The following is a 16,876-nucleotide window of genomic DNA, read 5'->3' as shown; positions in this document are numbered from 1 at the left end:
GGCTTCAGCCGAGCAGGCTGCGCGCGGCGTCGAAGGACTGGTCGAACAGGCCCTGCACCGGCGCGGCGAACTGGCCCACCAGCTGGGTCAGCAGGAACAGGCCGACCAGGATCGCGCCGGACAGGCCGATGGCGATGGTGTTGAGCGCCGGCGAGGCGCGGCTCAGCACGCCGAAGGCGATGTTGATCGCGAGCATGGCGATCACCACCGGCAGCGCGATGGAGACGCCGGCGCGCAGCACCACCGCCATGAACGCCGGTGCGGCCTGCAGGAAGGCCTGCATGTCGGGCAGCGCCGCGCCGATCGGCAGCGTCGCATAGCTGTCGAACACCAGCTGCACCAGGGCGAGGTGGCCGCCGGCGGTGAAGAACAGCAGCCCGAAGGTGAGGAAGAACCACTGCCCGATGACGGTCGAGTTGACCCCGCGCACCGGGTCCGACATCTGCGCGAAGGACAGCGCCATGCCCTGCGAGATCAGTTCGCCGACCAGGGCGCCGGCCTCGAACGCGAGCCGCAGCACGAAGCCCATCGCCGCGCCGACGGCGATCTCGCGCATCACGTTGAGCACCGTCGCCGCGTCGATCGCGGCCGGCGGCGCGGGCGGGATCAGCGGCGTCAGCGCCAGCGACACCGCGACCGAGAGCACCAGGCGCACGCGCATCGACACCACCGGCGTGCCGACGATCGGCGCGGCCATGAACATGGAGCCGACCCGCAGCAGGGTCCACACGATGGAGGTCAGCAGGTCGAACAGGATGCGCCCGTCGACGACGGTGGCGGTGGCGGAATCCATCTGCGGAACGGGCGCTGCGCGAGGCCGCGCGTCAGCCGATCAGGTGCGGGATGCGCTGGAACAGCGCGGTGGTGAAGTCGACCAGGCGCACCAGCAGCCAGCCGCCGGTCGCGGCGATGGTGGCCGCCAGCGCGATGGCCTTGGCCACGAAGGCGACGGTGGGCTCGTTGATCTGCGTCGCCGCCTGGATCACGCCGACCACCACGCCGACCACCAGCACCGCCAGCAGCATCGGGCCGGCGATCCACATCACGGTCTCCAGGCCGAGACGGATCTCGGTGAGGGCGAGTTCGGGGGTCATGGTCTTGGGCGCGGTCGGGGGAGGACGACAGGGGGAGTGCAACGTTCGTGCCGCTGGGGGGGTGAAGCGGGAATGGGGAATGGGGAATGGGGACCTGGGGGGCGCGCCAGCTGGCGGATCGTCGTTCGTTGACCTCGTTCTTCGTCGACGACCTGGAGCGAGCGGATCTCATCTCGCGCCGCGCGCCTTCCGCCCGCTCATCCAGCGTCGCCGGCAGGCGCAGGTGACGCAGGCAGCCATTCCCGATTCCCCATTCCCGATTCCCGCTTCACCCGCTAGTTGAAGCTCGCCGCCAGCGTGCCGACGATCAGCACCCAGCCGTCGACCAGGACGAACAGCAGGATCTTGAACGGGGCGGAGACGAGCATGGGCGAGAGCATCATCATGCCCATCGACATCAGCACGCTGGACACGACCAGGTCGATCACCACGAAGGGGATGAAGATCAGGAAGCCGATCTCGAACGCGGTCTTGAGCTCGCTGGTGATGAACGCGGCGATCAGCACGCCGAACGGCACGTCGTCGGGCGAGGCGTAGCCGGAGCTGCCGGTCATGCCGGCGAAGGTCAGCAGGTCGGTCTCGCGGATCTGCGCCAGCATGAACTCGCGGAACGGCGCGAAGGCCAGCTGCCAGGCGGTGTTGAAGTCGATCTGGCCCTGGAAGTAGGGGGCCAGGCCCTCGCTCCAGGCGCGTTCGCCGACCGGGGTCATGATCATCGCGGTGAGGAACAGGCCCAGGCCGACCAGCACCTGGTTGGACGGCGTCTGCCCGGTCCCCAGCGCCTGGCGCAGCAGGCCGAGCACGATGATCACGCGGGTGAACGCGGTCAGCCCCAGCAGGATCGCCGGCAGCAGGGTCAGCGCCGTCATCAGCAGCAGGATCTGCAGCGGCACGCTGATGTCCTCGCCGCCGACCTGGCCGATGTCGACCTCGGGCAGGTCGATCGCGCCGATGTCGGTCGCCGCCGCCGTGCGGGTCTGGCCCTGGGCGTCGGTGGTGGTGGTCTCCTGCGCCTCCTGCGCGGAGGCATCGCTCCAGGCGAAGGCCGCCGCGGCGAAGGCGAGCAGCAGGAGCAGGACGAGGTGGATGCGCCCGCGCGCGCGCGCGGAGGCGTGCGGCGGCGTCTGGCGCACCGCGGGGATGTGCTGGGACGACATGGCGGCGTTACTTCTTGAGGTGCTGCCGGAGCAGCATGGCGAAACCCGCCTGCGCGGCGGGCGCGGCCTCGGCGATGGGCTCGCGCAGGGTGTGCAGGCTGCGGATGCCGGCGGGGGTGACGCCGACCAGGATCTGTTCGCCGCCGGCCTCGACCACGACCAGGCGCTCCTTGGCGCCGACCTGCAGCGCGGCGACCATGCGTAGGCCGGGCGCCTGGCGGAAACCGCTGCCGGGCATGCGCTTGAGCAGCCAGGCCAGGCCGAGGATCAGGCCCACGACCAGGAGCAGGGCGAACAGCCCGCCGGCGATGCCGGGACCCGCGGCGACGGCGGTGCCGACGCCGGCCTTGCCCGCGGCGGCGCCGGCCGCGGCGGCCGTGCTCACTTCAGCCTCCGGATCCGCTCGGACGGGCTGACCACGTCGGTCAGGCGCACGCCGAAGCGGTCGTTGACGACCACGACTTCGCCGTGCGCGATCAGGGTGCCGTTGACGTAGAGGTCGAAGGGCTCGCCCGCCTCGCGCTCGAGCTCCACGACCGAGCCCTGGTTGAGCTGCAGCAGGTTGCGGATCGGCATGCGCGCGCGGCCCACTTCCAGCGACAGGGTCACCGGCACGTCGAGGATCACGTCGAGGTTGAGGTCGGCCGGCGCCGCGGCGTCGTCCTGGAGGGTGTCGAACTGCGCCGGCTCGACGGCGCTGGCAGCGGTGGTGTTCATCGGATGGCAATCGCCCTGTCGTCGCGCCGCTCGGACGCGTGGATGGTGGTGATCTTCACGGCATTGCGCCCGTTGGAGACGCCGAACTCACCGCTGAAGACCGTGTGGTTGTCGACGTTGAGCCTGACCGTCTTGGGCATGTCGATCGGGAGCACGTCGCCGACCTTGAGCTTCAGCAGCTGCTGCAGGGTCATGCGCTTCTGCGCGAGCGTGGTGCCCAGCACCACCTCGGCGCTGCGCAGCTGCTCCTGCATCGACTGGATCCAGCCGTCGTCGCGCTCGACGCGGTCGCTCTGCATGCCCTGGTCGAGGAGGTCGCGGATCGGCTCGAGCATCGAGTACGGCAGGGTCACGTGGACGTCGCCGCCGCCACCCTCGAGCTCGACATGGAACTTCGACACCACCACGTAGTCGCGCGGGCTGACCACGTTGGCGAAGTGCGGGTTGACCTCGGAGTTGATGTAGTCGAACTCCACCGGCATCACCGGCGCCCAGGCCTCGACCAGGTCGGTGAAGGTCTGCTTGAGCAGCAGGTGGATCACGCGCATCTCGGTCGGCGTGAACTCGCGGCCCTCGATCTTGACCGGGTACTTGCCGGTGCCGCCGAAGAAGTTGTCGACCATGCAGAACACGAGCTTGGGCTCGAACACGATCAACGCGGTGCCGCGCAGCGGCTTCATCCGCACCAGGTTGATGTTGGTCGGCACGTACAGCGAGTGCAGGTACTCGCCGAACTTGACCATCTCGATGCCGCCGACCGACAGCTCCGCCGAGCGGCGCAGCAGGTTGAACAGGCCGATGCGCCACATGCGGATGAAGCGCTCGTTGATCATCTCCAGCGTCGGCAGGCGGCCGCGGACGATGCGGTCCTGGCTGGCGAAGTCGAACTGCTTGACGGTGCCTGGCGGGTCCGGCTCCGGCTCGGTCTCGACCGCGCCGGAGTCGACGCCGTGCAGCAGGGCGTCGATCTCGTCCTGGGAAAGCAGATCGGAACTCACGGTGCGGGTCCTGTTCGCGGCGCGGCCGGGGACAGCGCCGTCACTGGGTGACGAAGCTGGTGAAGTACAGCGCCTCGGCGGCGGGCGAGCCCGTCTCGGCGGTCATGATCCGCTGGATCTCGGCCAGCGCCTCGGTCTGCAGGCGCTCCTTGTCCTCGCGGGTGCGCAGCCTGTCGGCGTACTGCTGGGCGAACAGCAGCAGCAGGCCGTTGCGCAGCGCCGGCGCATTGGCCTCGAGCGCGGCCGCGGCGAGCGGGTCGCGGGTCATGAGCTGGACGTCGGCCTGCAGGTAGCGGGTGCCGCCCTCGTCGGCGAGGTTGACCACGAAGGCCGGCTCCATCGGCACGTAGGTGGCCGGACCGGCCGGCGCCGCCGGCGCCTCCTCGGCCCCGGCCTCGGCGGCGTGCGCCTCGCCGTCGCCCTTCTTGCCCATGAACCACATGCCGCCGGCGCCACCGCCGATGCCGATCACCAGCATCAGCGCGATCAGCACGATCGGCTTGCCCTTCTTCTTGGTCTCGTCCTTCTTGGTGTCCTTGCTCGCCATGACCGGCTCCACAACTGTCGGTGCGGGGGTGTAGCAAGAGGCGTGCCTGTTTGGGGTGGGGCGGGAACGGGCTGAGATGAAGCGGGAAAAGGGAACAGGGAACAGGGAACTGGAGGTTTCTGCGTGCGGGCACCGGGCGCCCTGTAGGAGCGGCTTCAGCCGCGACCGGACGGATGGACGGGCACGGAGCGGTGGCAGGCGGGCCTTCGGGCCGCTCCCCGAGCCCCTGTGGGAGGGGCTTCAGCCCCGACGGCGAGCACAGCGCGCGACGGCGCGGCGTCGGGATCCCGGCGCCGCGTGCGGCGTCCGGGCGACCTGTTCAGCGAGATCGCGACGGGAGGTTGACGGCATCGGGATCGGGTGCGCATCCGATGGCAGGCGGCGCGTGCGCCCTTGCCCACTCGCCCACCGCGCCGTCGGGGCTGAAGCCCCTCCCACAGGCGTTCGGCAGGAGGGCGTGTGCGGAATGAGCACGTCACTGAGCACCCGCCCCGGTCGCGGCTGAAGCCGCTCCTACAGGGCGCGCACGATGCCCGCACGCAGGAAGCTCCAGTTCCCTGTTCCCGCTTCACCTCAACCCGTTCCCGCTCCACCCCTCACGCATACGCATCGAGGAGCCGCGCCGCGCGCAGGCGGGCCTGGGGATTGGGCTCCGGGGCGGTATCGGGTTCGGCCACGTTCTCGCCGTGCTGCGGCGCGCCGCCGGAGCCGCCGCCGGAGCCGGTCTCGGCCTGGCCGCCGCCGACCCCGGCATGGCCGAGCTGGAAGCCGGAGGCGGCCAGCTGCTCGCGCAGGCGCGGCAGGTTCTGTTCGATCGCCTGACGCACGTCGGCCTGGGCGCTGGAGAAGTCGGCGTGGAGCCGGTCGCCGTCCAGGCGCAGGCGCACGTCGATCGGGCCGAGGTCGGCCGGATTCAGGCGGATCTCGGCGTGGCCCAGGCGCTGCTCGGCGATCCAGTGCACGCGGCTGCCGACCTCGCCGCCGAAGTCGGCATCGGCCAGATCGACCGGCGCACCGGGCACGGCCGGCGGCGGTGCGGTGCCGCGGGCGGCGGCGGCGGTGGGTGCGGCGAGCCCGATCCCGCGCCCGGCGTCGGCAGGCGCGTCGCCGGCATCGAGCGCGTCGATCGCGGCGTCGATGCCGTTGTCGGCGCCGGCATCGGGCGCCGCGGCGTCCACCGCGAGCTGGGCGAGGAAGGCCTCGCCGCCGGCAACCGGTGCCGCGGCCGCAGGCGCGGCGCCGGCATCCGCCATGGGCAGCGGGAAAGCGCCCGTCGTGGCCGTGGAGGCGCCGCCGCGCGCCAGGGCGGCGGCGGTGAGCACGGTCGGCGCTGGAGCAGCGCCGTCGTTGGCGGCGCCTCCCGCGAGGGAGGTCCCGAGGGCGGACGCTGCCGGCGGCAGCGGGGCCGGCGCGGGCGTCGCACCTCCGGTCAGCCACAGCGGCGGCCACACCGCGGCCGCGGCATCGCCCTCCTCCACCTCGGCGTCGCTGTCGTCGGCCGCGGCGGACGCGGATGCATCGGCGGTGCCGGCCTCGGCGACGTCGCCAGCGCCCGCATCGCCATCGGAGCCGCCGCGCGCACGCCCGCCGCGGCCGTCGGCATCGGTCTTCCGCTCTTGCGCCGGAGCGCGCGCATCGGCGGCGCCCGCCTGCTCGCCGGCGCGTCCGCTCTCGCCGAGCGCGTCGGCGAAGCCGCTGCCGCCGGCGCCGGACTCGGCGCGCCGCGCCGGCCCCGCCGCCGTGGCTGCGGCCGTGCCGCCGCCGATCACCGTGCTCGCGCTCACTGCGCGTCCTCCGCGCGGCGTGCGCGCACGCCGCGGGCGGCGAGGTCGTCCATCTCCCGCTGCAGGCGCGATTCGACCTTCTTCGCCTCCTCGGCACGGTAGCTGGCGGCCAGCTTCTCCATGACCTTGGTGTCGCGGCTGGCGATCAGCAGCCGCGCGCGCTCGATGTCGGTGCGCTCGCGGCTGCGATCGACGTTCTTCGCCTGCTGCTGGATGGCATGGTCGATGCGCGCGACGAAGGCATAGCGGTTGGCCAGCAGCGCCGGCGCCACCGTGCCCTGGCCGGCGTGCATGTACTCCTCGGCGTAGCGCCTGAGTTCGTCCAGGCGCTGCTCCTGCTGGGCCTGGGCCTGCTGCTGCGCGGCGTACTGCTTGGCGGCGCTGTCCTCGCGCTCGCGGGCGCGGTTGACCAGGGGCTGCATGCGGCGGGAATTCATGGACGGCCTTGATCGGGTGCGGTGACGGATGGAATGCAAGAAGCGGTGCGTCAGGCGGCCTTGCGCTCGGCCAGCGCGGCGAGCGCGCGCCTGCTGTCGGCGACGCTGGCGCCCTGGGTGACGTCCTGGCCGAGGAAGGCGCAGATCTCGGGCCAGCGCGCGAGCGCCTCGTCGACCAGGGGATCGCTGCCGCGCTGGTAGGCGCCGATCGCGATCAGGTCCTTGTTCGAGGTGTAGGCCGAGATCATCTGCTTGACCTTGCGCATCTGCTCGCGCCACGGCACCTCGGCGATCTCGGTGACCACGCGGCTGACCGAGGCCTCGATGTCGATCGAGGGATACAGGCCCTGCTCGGCGATGCGGCGGCTGAGCACGAAGTGGCCGTCGAGGATGGCGCGTGCGGCGTCGGCGATCGGCTCCTGCTGGTCGTCGCCTTCGGTCAGCACGGTATAGAACGCGGTGATCGAGCCGCGCCCGGCGGCGCCGTTGCCGGCGCGCTCGACCAGGGCCGGCAGCTTGGCGAACACGCTCGGCGGATAGCCACGGGTGGTCGGCGGCTCGCCGACCGAGAGGCCGATCTCGCGCTGCGCCTGGGCGAAGCGGGTCAGCGAGTCCATCAGCAGCAGGACGTTGAGGCCCTGGTCGCGGAACCACTCGGCGATGGCGGTGGCGCGGTAGGCGCCGTGCAGCCGCGCCAGCGGCGGGCGGTCGGCCGGGGCGGCCACGACCACCGCGCGCGACAGGCCCATGTGCCCGAGCGTGGTCTCGACGAAGTCGCGCACCTCGCGGCCGCGCTCGCCGATCAGGCCGACGACGATGACGTCGGCCTCGGTGTAGCGGGTCATCATGCCCAGGAGCGTCGACTTGCCGACGCCCGAGCCTGCGAAAAGGCCGACGCGCTGGCCGCGGCCGATCGGCAGCATGGCGTTGATGGCGCGCACGCCGACGTCCAGCGGCGTGGTGATCGGCTCGCGCATCAGCGGGTTGATCGAGGTGCCGGTGAGCGACATCCGGCCCTCGTGGCGGATCGGGCCGCGCCCGTCCAGCGGTACCCCGTCGGAATCGATCACGCGCCCGAGCAGGCCCTCGCCGACCTCGACCCCGCCCAGGCCGGGGCGCGCGACCACCCGCGCGTTCGGCAGCAGGCCGGCGATCTCGGCGCTCGGCATCAGGTAGGTGCGTTCGCCGGCGAAGCCGACGACCTCGGCGTCGACCCAGCTGCCGCCCATGGCCTCGACCCGGCAGGTCGAGCCGAGCGGGGCCTCGCAGCCGGTGGCTTCCAGGGTCAGGCCGACGGCGCGCTTGAGCACGCCCTCGCGGGTGATGCCGCGCGCCGGCAGCGCCGGCTGCGCACGGTCCAGGCGCGCGGCCAGGCGCAGGTTGCGCGCCTGCGCCCACTGGTCGACGTGCGGATGCACGCTGGCGGGATTCATGCCGCTTCCCCCGCCGTGGCGGCAATCTCGGCGAGCGCGGCACGCAGGCGCGATTCGAGCTCGCCGTCGATGCGCACGCTCTCGGCATGCACGCGCAGGTCGCCGCGCGCGAGGGTGGTGTCGGCGACCAGGCGCGCGCCGGCGGGCAGGTTGAGCAGCGGGGTCAGCGCCTCGATGTCGTCGGGATGCAGGCGCAGCTCCACCGCGCGGCTGGTGCCGCCGACGGTATCGAGCGCGGTGTCGACCAGCGCGGCCAGCAGCGCCGGCTCGGCGGCGTAGGCGCGGCCGACCAGGGCGCCGGCCACGCGCACGGCCAGGGCCTGCAGCGCCTGCGCGACCTCGTCCTCGAGCCGGCCGAGCGGGCGCGCGAAGTTGTCGAGGATGCCCTCGACCTGGGCCGCGAGCCGGCGCATCTCGCCCTGCGCCTGGGCCAGGCCCTCGGCGTGGCCGTCGGCGTAGCCGCGCTTCTGCCCTTCCTCGCGCGCGGCGTCCTCGATCGCCTGGATCTCCTCGACGCTGGGGACGTGCGGCGGCTCGATCTCGGGTTCCGGCGCCGGCGGCGGCGCCTGCAGGTCGGGCGCCTGCCAGCGCAGGACGGCGCTCATACGAACTCCTCGGCCTTGGCGCCGAGCTGGATCACGCCGGTCTCCGACAGCTTGCGCAGGATCACCAGGATCTCCTTCTGCGCACCCTCGACGTCGGACAGCCGCACCGGCCCGCGTGCCTCCATGTCCTCGATGAGGATCTCGGCGGCGCGCTGCGACATGTTGCGGGTGATCTTCTCGCGGACCTTGGGATCGGCGCCACGCAGGGCGAGACCGAGGCGGTCGCCGGGCACGTCGCGCAGCAGCGTCTGGATCGCCCGGTCGTCGAGGTCGGCGACGTCGTCGAACACGAACATCAGGTCCTGGATGCGCGCGCCGAGGTCGGCGTCGACCTGGGTGATGGTGCCGAGGATGGCCTGGTCCTGGCCGCCGTCCATGAAGTTGAGGATGTTGGCCGCGGCCTTGACCCCGCCGATGGACGAGGCCTTGAGGCCCTGGTTGCCGGAGAACTGGCGCTCCATGATCTCGTTGAGCTCGTTGAGCGCGTTCGGCGGGATGCCCTCGAGCGTGGCGATGCGCAGCAGCACGTCCGAGCGCACGCGCTCGGGCAGGTTCTTGAGCACGTCGGCGGCCTGGTCGCCGTCCAGGTGGGCCATGACGATGGCGATGATCTGCGGGTGCTCGTTGCGCACGAGCTCGGCGATCGCGCGCGGCTCCATCCACTTCAGCGAGTCCAGGCCGCTGGTGTTGCGGCCGAACAGGATGCGGTCGATCAGGCTGGCGGCCTTGTCGGCGCCCAGCGCCTGCACCAGCACGTTGCGGACGTAGTCGTCGGCGCCGACGCCGAGCGAGGTCAGGCGGTCGAGCTCGCCGACGAAGTCGTGCATGACCTTCTCCGCCTGGACGCGGGTCACGCCGCTGACGGTGGCCATGGCCGATCCCAGCTTCTGCACTTCCTTGGCGTCGAGGTGCTTGAGCACCTCGGCCGCTTCCGCCTCGCCGAGCGACAGCAGCAGCACCGCGGCGCGCTGGACGCTTGACAGTTCGGTGGCTTCCTTCTTCATCGCGGTGTCGGCTCGGGCAGGTGCGGCAGGGATCAGGTCTCGGCGTTCACCCAGGTCTTGACCACCTGGGCGACGCGCCGGGCGTCGGCATTGACCGCCTCGCGGGCCTGCTGCAGCGCACTTTGGTGCGGGTCGTGCGGCAGCGCGGCGGCGCCGGCGGTCGCAAGAGCGGGTGCAAGTTCCGGGCCATCCTCGTCGAAGCGTTCCTCGACCACCGCGACCTCGGGCGCCTCCTTCTGCTTCGCGGCCGCCTGCGGGGCCGGATTGACCAGCTGCTTCAGCGCCGGGCGCAGCACGCCGAACAGCAGTGCCAGCACCGCGATCGCGCCGAGCAGCGGCTTGGCGATGTTGAGGAGCATCGGGTTCTGCCAGAACGGCGGCTCCTCGAACGCCGGATCGTCGGCGGTGCGTACGAAGGCGGAATTGACCACCGACACCGAGTCGCCGCGCTCGGCGCTGAAGCCGATCGCTTCCTTGACCAGGCTCTCCATCCGCGCCAGGTCCTCGGCGGACAGCGGCTCGAGCGTGGTGTTGCCCTCGGCATCGGTGCGGGGGACGTTGTCGACCAGCACCGCCGCGGTGACGCGGTTGATGCGGCCGCCGGGCTGGCGGGTGTGGCTCAGGGTGCGGTCGAGCTCGTAGTTGCGGGTCGCGCTGCGCGAGGTCTGCGTCGGCGGATTGGCGGCGTCGGGATCGGCCGTCGCCATCTGCGCCGGGTCGTTGCTCGCGGCGCCGGGCACGCCCTCGGTGCCGCCCTCGGTGGTCATGCTCTCGCTGGTCTGCTCCGAGCGCAGCTTGGCCGGGTCGTCGTTGTAGACCTCGCGCGCCTCCTCGCTCTCGGAGAAGTCCATGTCCACCGCGACCTGGGTGCTGACGCGGCCATGGCCGGTCATCGGCGAGAGCAGGTCCTGGATGCGCTGCTGGTAGCTCTGCTCGGCGCGGCGCACCTGCTCGAACTGCATCGCCGAGCGCGCGGCGTCCGGGTTGGTGGCCGTCTCCGACAGGAGCTGGCCGGCCTGGTCGACGACGGTGACGCGGTCGCGGCCGAGGTCGGGGATGCTGGAGGCGACCAGGCGCACGATCGCCTCGACCTGGTTGCGCTCGAGCATGGCCCCGCCCTGCAGCTCCAGCACGACCGAGGCGCTGGCCGGCTCGCGCTGGCGGGTGAAGGCGCTCGGGCGCGGGATCGCCAGGTGCACGCGGGCGTCGCGCACCGGGCGCAGCGAGGAGATGGTGCGGGCCAGCTCGGTCTCCAGCGCGCGCTGGTAGCGCGCGGTCTCGACGAACTGGCTGACGCCGAAGCCCGGATCCTTCTCGATCATCTCGAAGCCGGGCTGGCCGCCGTCGGCGAGGCCGGCGCCGGCGAGCTTGAGGCGGGCGTCGAAGAGCTTGTCGCGAGCGACGGAGATGGTGCCGGAGACCGGGTCCATCTCGAACGGGATCTCGGCGGCGCGCAGCAGGTCGGTCGCCTCCGCGGTCGCCTTGGCGTCGAGGCCGGCGTAGAGCGGCACCAGGTCCGGCTTCTGCGACCAGAAGAACACCATCAGGCCGACGGCGATCGCCGCGGCCACGATCAGCGCCCGCCCGGCCTGGCGCATGGCCGGGGCCGCGCTCATGGTCATCAGGCGCTTGCCGGCCTCGGCCGCGGCCTCGCCCCTGGGAAGCTGGATCATGCTCATCTAGGACTCGCTCACACCGGCATGTTCATGACGTCCTGGTAGGCCTGGACGAGGCGGTTGCGGACCTCGACCGTCGCCTTGAACGCCACCGACGCCTGCTGCTGGGCCACCATCACGCGGGCCAGGTCGGCTCGCGGATCGCCCAGTTCGAAGGCGCGCTGCAGCGCGCCGGACTCGGCCTGGGCGTTGCTCACGCCCTTGACCATGGAACTCAGGGTCTCGGAGAACCCGGGCGTCTTCGCCGCGCCGCCGATCGCATCCGCGCCGCGCACGCCCTCGGCATCGGCCACCGGCCGCGCGACCGGCGTCTGCAGCTGGCTCTGGTAGCCCCGGATCTGGGACAGGATGGCGTTGATGTCGCTCACGTCGGTTCTCCGTCGCCCCGATGACGCACGGGGCTGGGTCGCGACGGATGGTGCAAGAGGTGTGCCGGGGAGGGGGTGGGGCGGGAATCGGGACTTGGGAATCGGGACCTGGAGGTCGTCGGGACCCGCGGCCTGTGCCCCGTAGGAGCGGCTTCAGCCACGACCCCGAACCCGTTGGACCCGGCTGTCGGGGCTGAAGCCCCTCCCACAGGGGCACGCGTACGCTCGACCGCCACGGCGCATCCGGTCCCGCGCCTGTTCCACCCATCCGGTCGGGGCCGAAGCCGCTCCTACCGGGCGCAGGCGCCGGAATGCCGACGCGACCCGCGCCGGCCCTGGCCTCTGTGGGAGGGGCTTCAGCCCCGACGCGCGGCGCGGTCGCGGCCCTGGATCGGCTGCGCCTGTGCAGGAGCGGCTCCAGCCGCGACCGGCGCTCCGCTCCCGTCGAGCCCGCTGTCGGGGCTGAAGCCCCTCCCACAAGGGCGCGTGGCATTGGTCGCGCGAAGGCGCGTCGTGCTCCTTGCCCGCTTCGCCTGCCCGGTCGCGGCTGAAGCCGCTCCTACGGGGTCCACGGAGGCGACACCCTCCAGGTCCCGATTCCCGATTCCCGATTCCCGGTTACCGCTTCATCCCACCCGCGTCACCAGCAATCAAGCCGCATCCCGCTCGATCCCGTACTTGCGCAGCTTCTCCACCAGGGTGGTGCGGCGCAGGCCGAGGAGCTGGGCGGCGTGGGCGACGACGCCATTGGCGCGCTCGAGCGCGGCGTGGATGAAGTCGAGCTCGATGCGGGCCAGGTGCTCGCGCAGGTCGATGCCCTCGGCCGGCAGTTCGGTCGGCACGCCCGCGCCCGGCGCGGAGGCGCCCGCCGGCGCCGGCGGCACCTCGACCCGATAGCGCCCGGGCAGGTCGGCGGCGCGCACGGTGCCGCCGGGATGCAGCACCGACAGGCGCTCGATCAGGTTGGTCAGCTCGCGCACGTTGCCCGGCCACGGATAGGCCTGCAGGGTGCGGATCGCGTCGTCGGCCAGGCGAACCTCGCCGCGGCCGCTGCGGCCGAGCTGATCAGTGATGGCGCGGATGAGTTCCGGCAGGTCGTCGGTGCGCTCGCGCAGGGCGGGCATCTCGATCGGGAACACGTTGAGCCGGTAGAACAGGTCCTCGCGGAAGGCGCCGCGGGCGATGGAGTCCTCGAGGTTGCGGTGGGTCGCGGCGACCACGCGCACGTCGACCGAGATGGTCTGGTTGCCGCCGACGCGCTCGAAGCGGCGCTCCTGCAGCACCCGCAGCAGCTTGACCTGCATCGGGTGCGGCATGTCGCCGATCTCGTCGAGCAGCAGCGTGCCGCCGTCGGCCATCTCGAAGCGGCCCTTGCGCGCGGTCAGCGCGCCGGTGAAGGCGCCCTTCTCGTGGCCGAACAGCTCGCTCTCCAGCAGGTCCGGGGGAATCGCGCCGCAGTTGATCGCCACGAACGGCCCCTTGCGCCGCTGCGAGCGCTCGTGCACGGCGCGTGCGGCGACCTCCTTGCCGGTGCCGGACTCGCCGGTGATGAGCACCGTGGTATCGAAGCCGGCGACCTGCTCGATCATCTGCCGCAGGCGCTTGACCGCGGCGCTGGAGCCGGTGGGTCCGAACTGCGGGGTCGGTGCGGGGCGCTCCTCCTCGCTCATGCGCTTGATGCTGGCGCGGCGCAGGTGCTCCTCGAGCTGGGCATGCCGGATCGGGTATTCCAGCGGCCAGATCTGCGCCCCATGCACGCCGAAGCGGCGCGCGGCGTCCTCCTGCTCGTCGGGCAGGACCAGCAGCGGCGGATGCAGGGGCTCGCGCGTGAGCCAGGCGGTGAAGCTGCGCCAGGCGTCGAAGTCCTCCAGCGCGCCGACCACGATCGCCAGCCAGTCGGTCTGGGCCTGGCGCTCGATCCGGATCTCGTCGACCCCGCCCACGATCACCGGGCTCAGATCCATGAACTCCAGCAGGGCCGCCGTCTTCTCGGCGCGCGCGGCTTCGGCGTCGACGACCAGGACCCGCGACTCGCTCATGACGCCTCGCCTCCGGCGATGCGTTCGAGCAGCGGCATCACGTCCTGCATGTAGTTGAGCTTGCTGACGAAGGCGTCGGCGCCGGCGCGCTGGGCGTGCTCGCGGTGCTCGGCGTCGTCGAAGTGGCTGGCGATGGCGATGAAGGGCGGATCGTCCTGCGCCTTGATCAGGCGCGTGGCCTGCAGCCCGCCCATCTCGGGCATGGCCAGGTCCATCAGGATCGCGTCGGGGCGGAGCTTCTCGGACTGCTCGATCGCTTCCAGGCCGTTGCCGGCGCGACCGACCACCTCGATCCAGTCCACGTTGCGCAGGTGCCGCATCGCGGCGTTGATGAAGCCCTCATGGTCGTCGACCAGGAGGATTCGGATGCGGATGCGTCCCATGGATGAATCGACTCCGGCGGTGCTTCGGTTGGACGGCCTCCGCGCGGAGCGCTCGGAGACGGCTCGGTCCGGTTTCACGAACCCTAACGCCAGTGTATGTGCGCGTGCCGTGCTTGTCCGCCCTGCCGATCGTCCCGAAGCCGGCTGCCGCCGCCCTCAGGCGGCGCGACGCCCGCGGCCGGCCTGGCTCTTGCGCAGGCGCGCCGGTGCCAGCCCGAGCTGCTCGCGGTACTTGGCGACGGTGCGGCGCGCGATCGAGACCCCCTCGCGCTCGAGCAGGGCGGCGATGGTCTCGTCGGCCAGCGGCGCGTCGGCGCGTTCGCCGGCGATGAGGCGGCCGACCATGGCCCGCACCGCGGCGCCGGAGACGGCGGCGCCGTCGAGCTTCACGCAGAACATCTTCTTCAGCTCGATGGTGCCGCGCGGGGTCTGCATGTACTTGCCCGAGGTGATGCGCGAGATGGTCGACTCGTGCATCCCGATGTCCTCGGCGATCTCCTTGAGCGTCAGCGGCGCGAGCGCGGCCTCGCCCTCCGCGAAGAAGGCCTGCTGGCGGGCGACGATGGCGCGGGTCGCGCGCAGCAGGGTGTCGTAGCGCATCGACAGGCCGCGGGCGAAGCCGCGCCCCTCGGCGAGCAGCTCCTTCATCTTCTGGCTGCCGGCGTCGTCGCCGGCCGTGGCCAGCAGCGCCTCCATCTGCGCATCCACGCGCACCTTCGGCGCGGTCTGCGGGTTGAGCAGGGTCTGCAGGCGGCCGTCGACGCGGCGCACGATCACGTCCGGCACCACGTAGAAGCGCGGATCGGCCGGCAGTTCGGCACCGGGGCGCGGCTCCAGGCAGAGCACCAGGCGGATCGCCTCGGCCGCGTCGGCCGCCTCGACGCCGAGACGGCGGGCGATGGCGGCCTCGTCGTGGGCGGCGAGGAGATCCAGCGCCTCGGCCACGATGCGGCGCGCCAGCGGGCGGCCCGGCACGCTGCCGGCGAGATCGTCGAGCTGGGCGCGCAGGCATTCGGCCAGCGACTCGGCACCGAAGCCGCAGGGATCGCCTGTGAGCAGGCGCTGGCGCAGGGCTTCGATGCGTGCGGCGGCGACGTCGAACCGGGCGGCGCCGTCGGCGGCGACCTCGGCGGCCGGCGCTTCCAGGTAGCCGCTGTCGTCGATGCGGTCGAGCAGCCACGCCAGGATCGCAAGGTCCTCGACACCGAGCTCCAGGCGCGCGGCGGCGAGGATGCGCTGGCGGATGTCGCCGGATTCCGGCGCGGCGATGCCGGCCAGGGCGTCGGTGTCGCCGTGCAGGTCGCCGCCGCTGCGCACGCGCTCGAAGGCGGTCTCGGGCAGTTCGTCCCAGGCGGCCGCTTCCTCGGCGGCCTGCCCGGTCGCGGCGCCGTCCTCGGCCTCGGCGGCCTCGTCCTCGCGCTCCAGCAGCGGGTTCGCCTCGAGCACGCGGGCCAGTTCCATCTCCAGCTCCATGCCGTTGAGCTGGAGCAGGCGGATCGACTGCAGCAGCTGCGGGGTCAGGTGCAGGGACTGGCCGAGCTGGGTCTTGGCGACTGCCTTCATGGTCGTGGCTTCCGGGTCGAGGAGCGTTCGCGGCCCGGAACTTGCCTTCGAAATGGCGTGCTCCGGGGATGGACGTCATCCTCCCGTGAAGGCGCCGGCGCGGTTATCGGAAGCCGCCCCATCGGAGACAGGACGTTCCCTACCCCACTGTCGGGGCGTCCCCCACACGGCCCGGGCTGCGCCGGGATTCCGGCACGGCGCTTGCTTGTGTCCGCGTCGCGCGCCCCTCGGCAGCGCCCCGGGCGGCGACGGCTGCATGGCGCGTCCACTGTAGGAGCGGCTTCAGACGCGACCCGTCGTGCAGCGATGTCCCTCCGGTCGGGGCTGAAGCCCCTCCACACAGGAGCGGTCGCGGCTGAAGCCGCTCCTACGGGCGCGTGCCGCGGCGGGCGTCAGTCCAGCGACTGCTGGTAACCGACCGCGAAGCGCAACAGGTCGTTGGCGCGGCGCACGCCGAGGGTTTCCATCATGCGTGCGCGGTGGGTTTCCACCGTCTTGACGCTGAGTTCGAGGTCGGCGGCGATCTGCTTGGTGGTCTGGCCGCGGCCGATGCGGCCGAGGATGTCGCGCTGCCGCGGCGAGAGCGCCGCAACGCCGGTCCTGCGCTCGCGCCCGAGGAGCGAGCCCACCATCTGCGAGGCGATCTGCGGGCTGAGGTAGGTCTGCCCGGCCATGGCGGCGCGCAGCGCGACCTCGAGTTCGGCCACCGCCGCCTCCTTGACCACGAAGCCGGCGGCGCCGCGGTCCAGCGCCTCGCGCACGCGGTTGGCGTCGTCGTGCATGGACATGATCACCACCGCCACGCCGGGGTGGCGCAGACGCAGGTCGCCGAGGACGTCGAGTCCGCTGCGGCCGGGCATGGACAGGTCGAGCAGGACCAGGTCGGGCTGACGCGCTGCGGTCAGCGCCAGCGCGTCCTCGGCGGACGCGCCCTCGCCCACGACCTCGACGCCGCTGAAGCTCTCCAGCAGGCGGCGGATGCCGGCACGCACCAGGGTATGGTCGTCCACGACCAGAACGCGCACTCGGACCTCCGCTACTGCTTCACGCGCCGCAACCTTAGCCGGCGGG

Annotated in this window: 18 protein-coding genes; all 18 read right to left on the bottom strand. The window is 72.3% G+C overall.

Features of this window, described 5'->3' with window-relative positions; all coding sequences use genetic code 11:
• Positions 1-4: 4 nt before the first annotated feature.
• Positions 5-793: a flagellar biosynthetic protein FliR gene (fliR, locus tag KB893_RS08770; RefSeq protein ID WP_211927139.1), complete on the bottom strand. Its 789-nt coding sequence runs from the start codon at positions 791-793 to the stop codon at positions 5-7.
• Between the two features lie 31 nt (positions 794-824).
• Complete coding sequence (locus KB893_RS08765) at positions 825-1,094, bottom strand: flagellar biosynthetic protein FliQ (RefSeq protein WP_211927138.1); 270 nt, start codon at positions 1,092-1,094, stop codon at positions 825-827.
• Between the two features lie 275 nt (positions 1,095-1,369).
• Entirely contained in the window at positions 1,370-2,251 is an 882-nt protein-coding gene (gene fliP, locus KB893_RS08760; RefSeq protein WP_211928074.1) for a flagellar type III secretion system pore protein FliP, read from the bottom strand.
• A gap of 7 nt (positions 2,252-2,258) precedes the next feature.
• Positions 2,259-2,636 carry a flagellar biosynthetic protein FliO gene (gene fliO / locus KB893_RS08755; protein ID WP_211928073.1) on the bottom strand — a complete coding sequence of 126 codons (378 nt, stop codon included), beginning with the start codon at positions 2,634-2,636 and terminating at the stop codon, positions 2,259-2,261.
• Positions 2,633-2,968, bottom strand: a complete 336-nt coding sequence (gene fliN / locus KB893_RS08750; RefSeq protein ID WP_211928072.1) for a flagellar motor switch protein FliN — start codon at positions 2,966-2,968, stop codon at positions 2,633-2,635. The genes fliO and fliN overlap by 4 nt, the downstream gene beginning before the upstream one ends.
• Positions 2,965-3,966, bottom strand: a complete 1,002-nt coding sequence (gene fliM, locus KB893_RS08745) for a flagellar motor switch protein FliM (protein ID WP_211928071.1) — start codon at positions 3,964-3,966, stop codon at positions 2,965-2,967. Before fliM ends, fliN begins: the two co-directional genes overlap by 4 nt.
• 40 nt (positions 3,967-4,006) lie before the next feature.
• A complete protein-coding gene (locus KB893_RS08740; RefSeq protein WP_211928070.1) occupies positions 4,007-4,513 on the bottom strand; it encodes a flagellar basal body-associated FliL family protein in 507 nt (168 codons plus the stop codon).
• 596 nt (positions 4,514-5,109) lie between these two features.
• On the bottom strand, positions 5,110-6,297 hold the full coding sequence (locus tag KB893_RS18705) for a flagellar hook-length control protein FliK (protein WP_338026912.1): 1,188 nt from the start codon (positions 6,295-6,297) through the stop codon (positions 5,110-5,112).
• Positions 6,294-6,734 (bottom strand): flagellar export protein FliJ, encoded by a 441-nt coding sequence (gene fliJ, locus KB893_RS08730; RefSeq protein ID WP_211928055.1) that lies wholly within the window; start codon positions 6,732-6,734, stop codon positions 6,294-6,296. Before fliJ ends, KB893_RS18705 begins: the two co-directional genes overlap by 4 nt.
• A 50-nt stretch (positions 6,735-6,784) precedes the next feature.
• Positions 6,785-8,167 (bottom strand): flagellar protein export ATPase FliI, encoded by a 1,383-nt coding sequence (gene fliI / locus KB893_RS08725; RefSeq protein WP_211928054.1) that lies wholly within the window; start codon positions 8,165-8,167, stop codon positions 6,785-6,787.
• The gene (locus KB893_RS08720) at positions 8,164-8,772 is read right to left on the bottom strand and encodes a FliH/SctL family protein (protein ID WP_211928053.1); all 609 of its coding nucleotides are present in this window, start codon (positions 8,770-8,772) and stop codon (positions 8,164-8,166) included. Before KB893_RS08720 ends, fliI begins: the two co-directional genes overlap by 4 nt.
• The gene (fliG, locus tag KB893_RS08715) at positions 8,769-9,776 is read right to left on the bottom strand and encodes a flagellar motor switch protein FliG (protein WP_213173614.1); all 1,008 of its coding nucleotides are present in this window, start codon (positions 9,774-9,776) and stop codon (positions 8,769-8,771) included. Before fliG ends, KB893_RS08720 begins: the two co-directional genes overlap by 4 nt.
• A gap of 32 nt (positions 9,777-9,808) precedes the next feature.
• Complete coding sequence (gene fliF, locus KB893_RS08710) at positions 9,809-11,455, bottom strand: flagellar basal-body MS-ring/collar protein FliF (RefSeq protein WP_211927172.1); 1,647 nt, start codon at positions 11,453-11,455, stop codon at positions 9,809-9,811.
• Positions 11,456-11,466: 11 nt separating this feature from the next.
• Positions 11,467-11,820: a flagellar hook-basal body complex protein FliE gene (gene fliE, locus KB893_RS08705; protein WP_211927171.1), complete on the bottom strand. Its 354-nt coding sequence runs from the start codon at positions 11,818-11,820 to the stop codon at positions 11,467-11,469.
• Positions 11,821-12,470: 650 nt separating this feature from the next.
• Complete coding sequence (locus tag KB893_RS08700; RefSeq protein ID WP_211927170.1) at positions 12,471-13,859, bottom strand: sigma-54 dependent transcriptional regulator; 1,389 nt, start codon at positions 13,857-13,859, stop codon at positions 12,471-12,473.
• On the bottom strand, positions 13,856-14,242 hold the full coding sequence (locus KB893_RS08695; protein ID WP_211927169.1) for a response regulator: 387 nt from the start codon (positions 14,240-14,242) through the stop codon (positions 13,856-13,858). The genes KB893_RS08700 and KB893_RS08695 overlap by 4 nt, the downstream gene beginning before the upstream one ends.
• Positions 14,243-14,398: 156 nt before the next feature.
• Positions 14,399-15,805, bottom strand: a complete 1,407-nt coding sequence (gene rpoN / locus KB893_RS08690) for an RNA polymerase factor sigma-54 (protein ID WP_211927168.1) — start codon at positions 15,803-15,805, stop codon at positions 14,399-14,401.
• Between the two features lie 392 nt (positions 15,806-16,197).
• On the bottom strand, positions 16,198-16,830 hold the full coding sequence (locus KB893_RS08685; RefSeq protein WP_211927167.1) for a response regulator: 633 nt from the start codon (positions 16,828-16,830) through the stop codon (positions 16,198-16,200).
• Between the last annotated feature and the right edge of the window lie 46 nt (positions 16,831-16,876).

The sequence above is a fragment of the Coralloluteibacterium stylophorae genome (genome assembly GCF_018122625.2).
Lineage (GTDB): Bacteria > Pseudomonadota > Gammaproteobacteria > Xanthomonadales > Xanthomonadaceae > Coralloluteibacterium > Coralloluteibacterium stylophorae.
The sequence above is the reverse complement of the archived record's forward strand: the minus strand, read 5'-3'. Positions and strand labels throughout refer to the sequence as shown.